Source organism: Dyadobacter sp. HNCC25DJ184 (assembly GCF_056895215.1).
Genome location: NZ_JBXHAQ010000013.1, coordinates 104,301 through 117,294 on the forward strand (window position 1 = coordinate 104,301; position 12,994 = coordinate 117,294).

At 42.4% G+C, this 12,994-nt stretch carries 12 protein-coding genes; 8 read left to right on the forward strand and 4 right to left on the reverse strand.

Going from position 1 to position 12,994, the window contains the following annotated elements; genetic code table 11:
- Positions 1-4: 4 nt before the first annotated feature.
- The 3 genes from AC1XUD_RS19080 to AC1XUD_RS19090 all read right to left on the reverse strand — a co-directional run bounded on the left by AC1XUD_RS19080 (position 5) and on the right by AC1XUD_RS19090 (position 1,149).
- Entirely contained in the window at positions 5-202 is a 198-nt protein-coding gene (locus AC1XUD_RS19080; RefSeq protein WP_483362641.1) for a DUF6496 domain-containing protein, read from the reverse strand.
- A 30-nt stretch (positions 203-232) separates the two neighbouring features.
- Positions 233-715, reverse strand: a complete 483-nt coding sequence (locus AC1XUD_RS19085; RefSeq protein WP_483362642.1) for a ferritin-like domain-containing protein — start codon at positions 713-715, stop codon at positions 233-235.
- A 236-nt stretch (positions 716-951) separates the two neighbouring features.
- On the reverse strand, positions 952-1,149 hold the full coding sequence (locus AC1XUD_RS19090) for a hypothetical protein (protein ID WP_483362643.1): 198 nt from the start codon (positions 1,147-1,149) through the stop codon (positions 952-954).
- Positions 1,150-1,570: 421 nt separating this feature from the next.
- On the opposite strand from AC1XUD_RS19090, the gene AC1XUD_RS19095 reads away from it, so the two are divergent.
- The 6 genes from AC1XUD_RS19095 (at position 1,571) to AC1XUD_RS19120 (ending at position 9,957) form a co-directional block, all read left to right on the forward strand.
- Positions 1,571-2,773, forward strand: coding sequence for an imelysin family protein (locus tag AC1XUD_RS19095; protein ID WP_483362644.1), 1,203 nt, complete (start codon positions 1,571-1,573; stop codon positions 2,771-2,773).
- 80 nt (positions 2,774-2,853) lie between these two features.
- On the forward strand, positions 2,854-4,272 hold the full coding sequence (locus AC1XUD_RS19100; protein ID WP_483362645.1) for a di-heme oxidoreductase family protein: 1,419 nt from the start codon (positions 2,854-2,856) through the stop codon (positions 4,270-4,272).
- Positions 4,273-4,342: 70 nt separating this feature from the next.
- Positions 4,343-5,482, forward strand: coding sequence for an imelysin family protein (locus AC1XUD_RS19105; protein ID WP_483362646.1), 1,140 nt, complete (start codon positions 4,343-4,345; stop codon positions 5,480-5,482).
- 11 nt (positions 5,483-5,493) lie between these two features.
- Positions 5,494-6,825 (forward strand): HTTM domain-containing protein, encoded by a 1,332-nt coding sequence (locus AC1XUD_RS19110; RefSeq protein ID WP_483362647.1) that lies wholly within the window; start codon positions 5,494-5,496, stop codon positions 6,823-6,825.
- A complete protein-coding gene (locus tag AC1XUD_RS19115) occupies positions 6,822-9,260 on the forward strand; it encodes a TonB-dependent receptor domain-containing protein (RefSeq protein WP_483362648.1) in 2,439 nt (812 codons plus the stop codon). Before AC1XUD_RS19110 ends, AC1XUD_RS19115 begins: the two co-directional genes overlap by 4 nt.
- Before the next feature lie 490 nt (positions 9,261-9,750).
- On the forward strand, positions 9,751-9,957 hold the full coding sequence (locus AC1XUD_RS19120) for a hypothetical protein (RefSeq protein WP_483362649.1): 207 nt from the start codon (positions 9,751-9,753) through the stop codon (positions 9,955-9,957).
- A gap of 166 nt (positions 9,958-10,123) precedes the next feature.
- Here the strand turns inward: AC1XUD_RS19120 and AC1XUD_RS19125 are convergent, their stop codons facing one another.
- Positions 10,124-11,107: an acyl-ACP desaturase gene (locus tag AC1XUD_RS19125; protein WP_483362650.1), complete on the reverse strand. Its 984-nt coding sequence runs from the start codon at positions 11,105-11,107 to the stop codon at positions 10,124-10,126.
- Positions 11,108-11,248: 141 nt separating this feature from the next.
- On the opposite strand from AC1XUD_RS19125, the gene AC1XUD_RS19130 reads away from it, so the two are divergent.
- Together AC1XUD_RS19130 and AC1XUD_RS19135 are read left to right on the forward strand one after the other, a co-directional pair.
- Entirely contained in the window at positions 11,249-12,013 is a 765-nt protein-coding gene (locus AC1XUD_RS19130) for a lysophospholipid acyltransferase family protein (RefSeq protein WP_483362651.1), read from the forward strand.
- Positions 12,014-12,495: 482 nt separating this feature from the next.
- Positions 12,496-12,939: a hypothetical protein gene (locus AC1XUD_RS19135; RefSeq protein WP_483362652.1), complete on the forward strand. Its 444-nt coding sequence runs from the start codon at positions 12,496-12,498 to the stop codon at positions 12,937-12,939.
- Positions 12,940-12,994 lie beyond the last annotated feature (55 nt).

The following is a 12,994-nucleotide window of genomic DNA, read 5'->3' on the forward strand; positions in this document are numbered from 1 at the left end:
TGTTTTATTTTTGAGCTTTTGCTGGTTTCGTTTTTTCATTCGGGACTTTGGCTCCTTCTTTTCTTGCTTCCGAAAGTCCGATGGCTATGGCTTGTTTCCTGGAAGCAACTTTTCTGCCACTTCCGGTTTTCAGAGTTCCCTTTTTTTCCTCGTGCAGCGCTTCGCCAACCTTTTCCGAGGCTTTTTTTGAATATTTAGCCATGGTGATTTGTGTGTTTAAAATTTGCCGCGTCTAACTAACAGGAGCATACTTTTGCTCCTTACTTTGTTTTATTCGCCTTTGTTTTATGTACCGGTGAGATTGATGAATGGCATTCATTTGAGTTAATACCATATCATATTCATATTGAGGTAATTTCCCCGAATTAAGTGCCAGATCATATGCTTTCAAAGCAGCATCTTCTCCCAATTCGGTGCTTTCCAAAACGGCCCTTCGAACATTATTGGACAACGTTGCTTTGATGTCCATCCACACCCGGTAAAGCTTTCCGGAGAACAGGGTTCCGGATTGCGCTTCTCCGCCCAACCTGTTAATTTGTTCGGTTAACTGTGCAGCGTAGTTCTTACTATCATTACTTAGTTTCTGAAAAAGGCCGGTCAATTCGGTATCGTTCTCGTCCACTTCCGAAGCCGCCTTCGCATACCCCGCAATCCGGTCATTGTTAATCAACAGAAGATCGTTAAGGACGTCTATTGTTTCTTCTTTCGTATTCATAACGTTTTTAATTTTAAGTTGAGAATAGGAGCACTCAGAATTTCTTAAACCTCCCTAAAGTTGAATTGTGGTATATTAATTCTTTGTAGGTATTCTTTGAAAACCGTGCCAGTTGTCAATGAAGTGTACTGTACAATTAATTGATTATGAAATCATTATGTAATAATTATTTCTTTTTCCGGGCATGGCAGATCTGCCGTCACCTCGAGTGCGGAATACGCTTTCGGTTTGTTACCTTATATTTCCACGAGGTCCTTCTCTGAAAAAGTAGCTTCTCTTTCCGCACCTTCCGCATCCTTAAATTTGCATTTGATCTGATTGTCTTCAGGATGACCCTGCTCTTCGTTTGAAATGGCAATTACCGTCATTCCGATTGTCCCGTCGATTTTTTTTACCCAACTTCCGACATTAAACCTTGATTTACCGTTTTCCATGGCCTCTTTGCTTTTAATTGATTAAGTGAGTATTGTTAGATTACCTGCTACTCATGTTTACAACTCAAAAACTGTTCCCAAGGAATACGGATGAACCCTTTTGCGAAAATTGCCATATTATACGTATACAATTGGACATGGTTTGAGTGAATGTCTGGACTTATGGCAAATTTTGAAAAATGCTGAAACTGCGTTGAAACGTCCCTATACGGTGGAGCATCCTCTACATTTCATCTAAAATTTTCATACTGCGAATAACTGTAAATCTTTTATAGATGTGAATTAGCTTATGTAAGTATTTGTATATGAAATATTTATGGGTTTGCTGGAGCCAATTGATAAGTCTATTAATTTTTAATTAAAATCAGTCTAATTAAGTTAAGATTGCTACATTTGCCATCAGAAGAACAAATGATAGCATATGAAAAAACTTATTTTACCAGTTTTACTTGTAGTCTTTTTTGCAAGCTGTAAGTCCGATGATGATGATAATACCATTGTAGCGGATCCACTTCGTCAGGAGGTTGTAAGCAATTACGCTGATCTGGTTTCAGCCAATTATCAGGATGCGATCACACTCGCGAAAGCGTTGCAGACAAGAGTCAACGCGTTTGTGGCTAACCCAACTGCACAGGGTCTGGAAGATTGCAAAACGGCCTGGATAGCAAGCCGTGTACCTTATTTGCAAACAGAAGCGTTCCGTTTTTATGATGGACCAATTGATAATGGAGATAATAACTACGAAGGGTTGATCAACTCCTGGCCGCTGGATGAAGCATATATCGATTATGTCGTGACTGATACTGCGACCAATGCAATTGATTCCACTGCCGGAGTGATAAATGATGTTACAAACTACGCTGTCATTTCCGAAGCCATTTTAATTGCTGACAATGGGAAGGGTGGAGAATCGGACGTGAAGGTAGGATATCATGCCATTGAGTTTCTACTCTGGGGACAGGATTTAAACAAAGGGGCTGACAAGTATAGTCCTGGCAAAAGACCATACACCGACTACGTCGACGGAGGAACGGCATCGAATCAGACTCGCCGCGGTCAGTATCTGAAAATCGTGACCGATCTTTTGGTAAAAGATCTGGAAGCAGTTCAAAGTCAGTGGGCTGCGGGTGGTGCGTATCGGGCATCCTTCACTTCAGCTGCCAATGTTGAACAATCGTTGACAGATATGTTAAACGGTATGGGAAAATTGACAAAGGGTGAACTTTCGGGTGAGCGTATGACTGTTATACTTGCCTCGAAAGATCAGGAGGACGAACATTCCTGTTTTTCAGATAACACACATAATGACTATGTCTATGATGAAGCGGGAGTTTACAATGTATATGTAGGAAAATATGTACGTCTGGACGGATCTGTTTTGGACGGTCCAGGGCTTGACGATCTCGTGAAAGCGAAAGATGCCGCTGCAAATACTACCATGATCGCTAAGCTGGATGCATCCGTAGCAGCAATTCTTGCAATACCTGCTCCAATAGATCAGGCTCTTACAGCTGCCCCCGAAAAATTTCAGGCCGCGATTCTTGCGCTTAGATCTCAGGCAGATCAGCTGACAGTTGCAGCGTCGAAAATTGGTATCAATCTGAATATTCCTGAAAGTAACTAGGGTAATTAATTAATAGTTAGCGTTGTGACAGTTTCGATTTGAAGCTGTGGCAGCGTTTTAATAATGAAATGTAAATGTTTGTGAGTCAACACAAATTCAGATTGCTGTCTTTGCTGGCGTGTGTATTTATACTATCATTTTTGAGTCGGTGTCATCGCTCCGATGTAGATTCCGAGCCAGTAGTTGATGCGGATGAAGCTTTGGCTGGCGGCAAGGACGCAACGGTTTTTGATCAAACGGCGAACGCTTTCGGGAATTCGATCAACAGCCTGAATTCAGGTGAGGTTGATCGTTTTGTAATAGGTAATTCTTTCAACAGAAATAATTGGGTTACGGCGCCATCGTCTACCAGTGCACGCGATGGATTAGGGCCATTCTTTAACGGCACGTCCTGTTCTTCGTGTCATTTTTTAGATGGAAAAGGAGCCCCTGTCTCAGCAGACGGAGCAGTGAATCAAGCTCTGCTTTTTCGGCTTTCGATACCCGGAGCGTCCGAACACGGAGGACCGGTTCATGATCCGAATTATGGAGAGCAGTTTAATCCGCGAGGAATTATCAGCGTGGAGGCCGAGGGGGATGTTTCGGTTGTTTATCAAGAACAGCCGGGTGTATATCCTGACGGGACGGCATATTCACTAAGAAAGCCAACTTATACATTTTCCAATCTGAAATATGGATCGCTGGACGGAACGATGATATCGCCTAGAATTGCAACTCATATGGCTGGGGTGGGTTTATTGGAAGCGGTTCCGGAGGCAGCTATTCTTTCCAGAGAAGACCCGGACGACAAGAATAAAGACGGTATTTCCGGTCGGGCCAACCATGTTTGGGATTTTACTTTGAATAAGAAAGCACTGGGTAGATTTGGCTGGAAGGCTAATCAACCATCTGTGAAGCAACAGACTGCGGGCGCATTTGTTGGTGATATTGGTATCACATCATCAGTTTTCGCCAGCGAAGATCTTACGATATCTCAAAAGGAAAAATATAGCGGGTTGCCTAACGGCGGAATGCCGGAGGTTTCCGACGATATATTTGACGACGTGGTTTTCTATATCAGAACTTTGGCAGTGCCTGCTGCCAGAAACTTTGATGACGATCAGGTGGTTCAGGGCAAAAGGCTGTTTCTAAAGGCGAACTGTTCGGGCTGTCATATTGCTAAAATGACGACGGGGATATCGGCTGGCGAAGCATACCTATCCAACCAAACGATCAGGCCATATACCGATTTGCTTTTGCATGATATGGGCGATGGCCTGGCCGACGGCCGTCCTGATTTTGAGGCTTCCGGTAATGAATGGCGAACCGCTCCATTATGGGGTATAGGTTTGGTTAAAACTGTTAATAAGCATACTAATTATCTGCACGATGGAAGGGCCAGAAATGTACAGGAAGCCATACTTTGGCATGGCGGAGAGGCAGAATCTGCTAAAACAGTTTTTATGAGTTATTCGAAAACAGAGCGGGAAGCTTTACTGCGATTTCTCGATTCTCTGTAATTTAAAATTGATATAAAGTCCAGTAAATAAGATAGTTAAATCCATTCTTGCTGACATTCACCGAATTGATATGACCAAAGAAATCAGAGTAATATGCATCCTAGCATTGATCGGGTTGATCGCCCTTGTCAATGCATGCTCGTCGGACGAAAGCACGACGGATCCGATTAACGCAACAGATCGGGTAGCGATGCTGACCAACGTCGGCGATAACCTGATCATTCCAGCATTCGAGGCTTTTGAAGCCAGTACGGCCAGCCTGAAATCGGCAGCGGCTGCTTATAGTTCGGATGTAACAAACGAGCAGAAACTCATCGAATTGCAAGTCGCATGGCTTGGTGCCGCAACTGCCTGGAAAAGAGCGTCTTTATTTTCTCAGGGCCCGATTGAAAATGGCTTTCTAACCTTTGGAATTTACAATCCGACGATCAATACTTCCGGTATCGAAAAGGCTATATCGCAAACCACGACTACCATCAACAATGCATATATTGAAAGTTTGGGTGCGCCGCTGAAAGGAATACCCGCCATTGAATATTTGATTTTTAACAAAGGAGATAATGCTTCCGTCCTGAATAACTACAAGGGCATCAATGGTGGCGCACGAACTGCGTATTTACAAGCGCTTTGTGAGAATTTAGGCCAACAAGCTTCAAAGGTATTGACCCAATGGAAACCTGATGGAGGTAACTATATCAAGGAGTTTATTGCGGCTGATGGTCGCGATATTAATTCGTCGTTTGGAATTCTTTCCAATAAAATGATTGACCTCGTTTATACGATCAAGGATGAAAGGTTGGGTGCTCCGTTAGGTAAAAGAAACAACGGTACGCCTCAGGCGGATCTGGTCGATGCGCCGTTTAGTAACGAATCCCTGGCATTGCTGAAAGCAGAGTTGAAGTCGTTGGAATATACCTTTAGCGGTGAGAGTTTCTCGGGTACAAATGGTGCGGGCTTTGATGATATTCTTGATAAAGTGGGTGCAAAATCCGGCGACGAACTGTTGAGTACAAAAATAAAAGGTCAGTTTTCGGTAGTATATTCAAAATTAGACGCATTGAACAAGCCTTTAAGTGCGGCCGTCGTAAGTGATGCCTCAGCAGTGAGCGCGTTATATGACGAAGTGAAAAGATTGCAGGTTTTGATGGAGGTAGACATGATTAATAATCTTGGAGTTCTGCTGACATTCAGTGACAATGATGGCGATTAAATTTTGAAGTCATGTTTGACAAGCTAATCCGGACTGGGCAAAAACCTACAGGCGCAGAGTCGCTTGCATTTTTTCGGATTGTGTTCGGAATGCTGATGCTTGTTGCTGAGTTGCGTTTTGTTTCAAAAGGCTGGATATCAGACTTTTATGTAAAGCCTCAGTTTTTCTTTCCTTTTTATGGTTTTGAGTGGATCAAGCCATTGCCAGAACCCTATATGCATTGGGTTTTCTTCGCGTTGATCCTTTTTTCGATATTGATTACGATCGGGCTGTTCTACAGATTTTCGATCATCTCGTTTTTTTTTGCCTTCACCTATATTGAGCTCATTGACAAGAGCGTGTACCTCAATCATTATTATCAGGTCAGCTTGCTAGCATTTTTAATGTGCTGGTTACCGATGAATGCAATGTATTCAATTGATAGCCAATTGTTTAAATCGAGTAGTGCCAGACAGGTTCCGTCCTGGATGCTTTGGTCTTTGCGCCTTCAGGTTGGTTTGGTTTACTTTTTTGGCGGCATTGCCAAACTGCGATATGACTGGCTTTTCGAAGCGCAGCCTTTGAGAATATGGCTGTCAGCAAATCAGGATTTTCCAATTGTCGGTGCGTTGCTTACGGAAAAATGGGTGGCATATGCGTTGGCATGGTTTGCTATGGTATTTGATCTGAGTGCCATATTTTTACTCAGTTGGAAACGCAGCAGGATTCACATTTACGCGGTCATCGTAATCTTTCATGTATTGACGCATTTCCTCTTTTACATCGGAATGTTTCCATGGATGATGATCTTTACCGCATTGATTTTCTTTTCACCTGAATTTCATCGGACACTTTTACGCACAGCTCTGGGGGCGCCATGCGATACAATTGTTCGGGTTGGATCGTTTGCTATGAAACCATATTTCGTCGCTTTATTAGCTGTTTTCTTTGGCTCTCAGCTTTTGATGCCCTTCCGAAGTTATGCTTATCCGGGAGATGTGCTTTGGCATGAGCAAGGTTTTAGATTTTCCTGGAATATTATGTTAATGGAAAAAAACGCATCGCTGGAATATGAAGTGAAGATGCGTGATACTGGTCAGAGCTTTACCGTAAAGCCGGACAAATTTTTGACCCGGATTCAGGCGAGACAATGTAGTTTTCAACCGGATATGATATTACAATTTGCACATATGCTTCATCAATATTATCTGGAAAACGGGGTGGGGGAGACGGAGATCAGAGCCGTTTGTTATGCCTCCGTAAATGGACATGCAAGCAGACTTTTAATTGACCCAACCATCGATCTGGTTGCTCAGCAAGATGGATTCGCGCCGAAGGACTGGATTATGCAATATAGGGAATGAAAACATTTTTTGATTTAACAGTGATATTCAGATTAACGTTTACCGTCGGGTTATTCTTCATTTTTAGTTTAAATATTGCTGCCCAGCAATTGTCGATTTCCGGAAAGATCTCTGATCCTTCCGGCGTGGGAATATCCTATGCGCGTATTCAGCTCAAAAGTTCAGGAAATGGTGTTTCAGCGGATTCTGCTGGCCAATACCGACTGAATTTATCGATTGGTAAACACACCTTGATTATATCCTCTGTTGGTTTTCAGTCTCTTACTCAGGTTATTAAAATATCAGATAATGAAGTGCATTTTGATTTCACCCTGAAACCCGACGTAACGAAACTGAATGAGTTGCTGGTGACTGGTAGCAAGGAGGATTTCAACGGATTACGCCGTCTGTCGGACGTGGAGAATATGGCGATCTATGCAGGTAAGAAAAATGAAGTGGTAGTTATGAGCGGATTGAATGCCAATTTGGCCACAAACAATGCAAGGCAGATATATGCCAAAGTTCCGGGAATCAATATTATCGAAAACGATTCTTATGGAGTGCAGTTAGGGGTTGCCACACGTGGGCTCAATCCAAACAGGACTACAGAGTTTAATTCGAGGCAAAACGGCTATGATATTTCAGCAGATCCCATCGGTTATCCGGAAAGTTATTATACGCCTGCAACAGAGGCAATTAGTCGGATAGAAATTGTGCGCGGCGCTGCGTCTCTTCAATATGGAACCCAGTTTGGAGGATTGTTAAACTTTGAATTCAAGAAGGGTAATCCGGATAAAAAATTCGAGCTGGATACTCGTCAGACTTTGGGTAGTTATGGGCTTTTTAATTCATATAATGCCGTCGGCGGCCAGGTTGGTAAGATCAATTACTATGGATATTATCAACATAAACAAGCCGATGGCTGGCGCGAGAACACGAATCTCAATCTGAATTCAGGATATGGGTCTGTGAGCTGGAATGTGTCGTCTAAATTGAAAGTGGGACTGGAGCTGACGATGATGCAGTACGTGATGAAACAGCCGGGAGGATTAACGGATGAGCAATTTGAAGAGGACCCCAAAGCCAGTTACCGCAACCGAAACTGGTTCAGGGCGAAGTGGGTCATTCCGGCGGTTCATCTTGATTATCAAATAGATGAACGTACCAAACTGAATGTAAGGACCTATGGATTGATAGCAGAGCGCGGTTCTATTGGAAACATAGTGAATCCACTGAGGGACAAAACTGACACAACGAGCAGGCGACAGCTTTCATATGACGACTACAATAATATCGGGGCTGAAATACGGCTTCTTCGTCGTTATAAACTGGCTGGAAAAGCATCTTCATTTTTGGCAGGGGCGCGTTATTTTCATGGTAATACCAAAAAAGAGCAGGGGACGGGATATGGTGGTAACGATGCGAATTTCAATTTTCCGGATGAGGAGCACGTCGATGAATTTTCCTATCGTTTTCCGTCTAATAATGCAGCCTTATTTATTGAAAATGTGCTTTGGTTAAATGAAAAATGGACTTTGACGCCCGGTTTTCGCCTTGAATATATTAATACCAGTTCGAATGGATATAGCATTGAGCCAAAAACCAATGAGGTCGTATATAGCAATGAAAAGAAAACCAGGATCATTCCATTGCTGGGTATCGGTATGAATTATGCGCTGACCGCGAAATCTGAATTGTATTTCAATATCTCTCAAAACTATAGCCCTGTCAATTTTTCAGATATATTGGTTCGGACGCCCAATTTTCAAGTTGACCCCAATCTGAAAGACGTTACCGGCTTTAACGCCGATCTCGGCTTTCGCGGAACATTCAAAGATTGGCTGAATTATGATTTGAGTGCCTATTATCTGGATTATAACAATCGAATAGGCATCATCAGAAAAGCAAGCGAAGATGGTCTTGAAGTGATACGTTACCGGACGAATGTAGGTAGATCGAGAAGTACTGGAGTCGAAGTTTTTGCGGAAATGAATATCCTGAGGTTGTCGGGTTTGGCCAATTCTTTGGGCGATTTATCTGTTTTTGGAAGTTTCGCGTATACCAATGCCACCTACACCAAGGCGATCAATCCGTTGCTCACACAATTGATCGTGGGTAATCAAGTGGAATATGCTCCGAAAATCATCAGTCGCGCAGGATTGACCTACAAAAGAAACCGATTTGGCTCTACTCTGCAGCTCGCATACAATGGACTTCAATATACAGATGCTTACAATTCTCTTCACACTGCGGACGGACTTGTAGGGGAAATCCCTTGCTATATGGTGGTAGACTGGTCGGCTAATTACCAGTTAGGCAAGCTGAGTTTTGCGCTGAGCGTCAACAATATACTCGATAAGAGATACTTCACAAGGAGGGCGCTTGGATTCCCTGGACCAGGCATCATACCCGCTGATGGAAGAACTGCCTACGTTACTGTTGCCTTCAAGTTATAGGATTTTACCGTGTGGTATTGCAGGTTCCAAAAAAGCAAATGTTGTGTAAAACGTTTGCTTTTTCACCACACTTTTGTGTGGTTTCACGGACGAGTTCGTAAGTATACAATTTGTAATAGTCCTTGTTACGACATACTTTCCCGAAATCTGTTTTTTCTGTAAAAGTTCTTCATCTAGAATATAAGAAGCTATTTGTCAGTATAATAGCTGCTTTGCGAATAATTAGACTACTACGCTACAAAGTCTCAATATGTGAAAAGTGATAAATTTTAGTAGTATAGTTTATTACATTTTGTAGTAAAATTTATTCGATACCAAACCAAAACTCCCTGTTATCCCACTTTTTGCCCAGTTCACCCCAAAAAGGGATATGGTGACAACATTAATTTATGGGTATGGACTTCAGTCCGTAATATTGGATAAGTTTAATAAAGTTAAATGCCGCAATTGTTGTGATGTTGCTTACTTAAATTTAAACACCCTTCTCTTGATGAAAACTGATGAAAAGCATTTTGAAGAAATTAACCGTCTACTAAAATTATATCTGAAAGAGGTTAGCGATTCCAATCTCAAGCCGCTGTCTGCTCAAATGTATCAGACACAATCGATAAATTTTGTAAGGTGGATTCAAGGAGATTTCACGCCGGGTGGCAACGCTCGCAGTGTGAAACCTGAAAAGATTAATTCACTTAATTGACATGAAATTTCAAACCCTCCATAAAGAAAAAATGCTATTCTCGTAATTGGAATAGCCAACAATTTGATTGTTGTTAAGATTACAAAAAAGTAGAGTGGAAAATTGAATCTTTTAAAAGCACCGGACATTTGTCTGGTGCTTTTTTTCTTAACAGGGGAGTGTCAGATTATTTTATCCAGCTAAACTCATATTGGAGCTCAGGGACTTTGGTTCTTTCGGCGATTCGGGCAAGGCGTACGGGCAGGGCCATCAGGTAATCACGTGCCTTTTCAGCCTTTTCATTCAGGCCTTTTACGGTCTCAATTTCCCATTCAATTAGCAAAGAGTCCAGGATTTCGATATAATCATTTGTCGTGTAAACCCCGAGTCTTTGGGCAGCATCCGAAAAATGTGAAAATGTCTGGCCCATTTTAACGCCAGTTTCCCTTAGGAAATGTGCCGGCATCACAATCTTTTTACGCATCATATCTTCAAGTGCCAGTATCAGCTCCGATGGGTCTACCGCGAGTATTCTGCTTACAAATGCTTTATATGCTTTAGCGTGCCGCATTTCGTCGGCAGCAATAACTCCGCATATCTTCGATAAATGTGGATTTCCAAATTTCTTTGCCAAGGTAGCCGTTCTTCTGTGCGAAACGTTTGTGGCGAGCTCCTGGAAGGAAGTGTAAATAAAGTTACGATATGGATCCCGGTCCGTACCGATATCAAAACCGTCGGCAATCAGATATTGAGTGGATACTTCCATTGCCCGCATGTTCACTCTGCCCGAAAGATATAAGTATTTGTTGAGCAAGTCTCCGTGGCGATTTTCTTCGGCGGTCCAGGCGCGTACCCATTTCATCCAACCGTTTGGCTCGTTCACCTGATCGACACCAATCACATCCGAGAGCCATGACTCGTACGTGGGCAACGCTTCTTCCGTAATTGTATCGCCGATCAAAACGGCTATGTAATCATACGGTAATTCCAGACAGCTTTCTTGTAATAATTTAACTTCCTTTATGAAATTTTCATCGGAAGAATCGGGTAAAAAATCAGCAGGCTGCCAGTTGTCTTCGATAGGTCTAAGGTATTCAGCAATCAATGCTTCGAGGTCCTTTCCGACATGTTGCATCACCTCGAGACGTTGGGCTGAAAGTACAATGTCCATTATTCAGTTTGTTTAAAATTCAAAAATAGGCAGGGCAAAGTAAGTGAATTTCGGCTAAGTTCCACATGAGATTTCTCATTTACTTCGTTACATTTTTTCGAATCAAGCGAGTTTTAAGCTATTTTTGCAAAAAAAACCGGCATGAAGAAGATTATAGATTACCTGCTTAGCGTCATATATCTGATACACTTTGGATTAACTCTGCTGGTATTCCATGTAATACAAGTTGTTGCATATAATTGCTTCGGAAAGAAGGCGCATAAGATTGTGGTAGACTATCTAAATTTCAGTCTGAACTTCGGATTATATCTGACCGGCACACGAATTTCACATCAGGCTGCAGAAAAAATTCCTACCAATCGCCCGATTATATTTATCGCCAATCATCAGAGTATGTTTGACATTTCGGGAATGGTTTGGTACTTCCGCAAAAACTCTCCAAGATTCGTCTCTAAAATAGAACTGGCTCACGGCATACCCAGCATATCGTACAATTTAAGGAAAGGAGGGGCTGCTATTATCGATCGTAAAGACGGAAAACAGGCGATTAAGGAAATTGCCCGATTGGGGAAATTGATAAATGATGAAAACGCAGCGGCAATGATTTTTCCGGAAGGAACGCGCACCGCTTCTGGAAAAATGCGGGACTTCCAGCCTGGCGGTGTCGCCACGCTTCTGAAGCGTGCGCCGGGCGCGCTTATTGTTCCTGTTGCCATCAGCGGAACAGGCAAGTTAAATCCGAAAGGTATGTTTCCACTTACCTCATTCACTCCGATATCATGGACTTCCCTAAAAGGTATCGAACCATCAGGGAAAAGTGTAGATGATATCCTGATGGAGGCTAAATCCGCCATCCAGGCGAGCCTGGATGGGCTGGAGTATGAAAAGCAAACCACAAAAAGCTAAAACAACTTCTTTGAGTTTTTAATATTTGAATGTAAAATGTTTACGACAGAAAGGCGGGGAATCCGATTTCCAGCTTTCCTACATGCCTTTTCATCTGAATATAGAAAAAAGGCATTTTTTGACTCCACAAGCGTCGTCTCACCAATGTTTTCAAATCAATAGAAGGATGTAGTTCCATGACAGGGTAGGTTATGGTTAGTTATTAGTACAAAATCACTCATCCCCACAAAGTTAAGACAATGTAAATGTAAATTACAAACCTTTTAATAATTATTTCTACACATTATTGCGAAGTTTACTTGTAATGTTTTTTTAGTATCATAGAGTTACTACCGTAGCCATTAGTGGTCAGCGTTTTGCACTATTACTGGAGACCTTGTCGAAATAATTTTTTTCTTTTTGCTTAACACTCATTAACACGGCCAGTTTAAACCCTGGTCTAAGGTTTCTCTCTAACCGACGAACTTTAAATTTTTTGTGTCATGAAAAGATTCCTTAGTGTAGCACTAGTTGTATTTTTTGGGCTTTCAACTGCATTTGCCCAATACTCACCAGACAGATATAATGATCAAAGAGACGGTCCACGTTACCGCGATGACTATGATTACAGAAGAGGGCGTGGCAATAATGTGGATGCGTTACAACGAGAAGCACGAGCAACCATTGATCGCGGCATACGTAGTGGGCATCTGTCGCGCCGAGAATCTCATTTGCTCATGATGCAATATGATCGTATCGCTCACCAGGAAAGAAAATTCAGCTCTCATGGCAGATTGTCTGGAAGAGAAACGAGAATATTGAGTGCGGATTTGGAAAGGTTAATAGCTGAAACACATCGGCTTAGTCGCCATGGAGTGCCTGGGGACGGCCGCCGTGGAGACGGCCGCCGTGGAGACGGATATGCACGGGGTTACAGAGACAGGTAGATTTGCTGAAGGTTTAAGGTAATCCAAAAAGCATCTGATTTTTGATCAGGTGCTT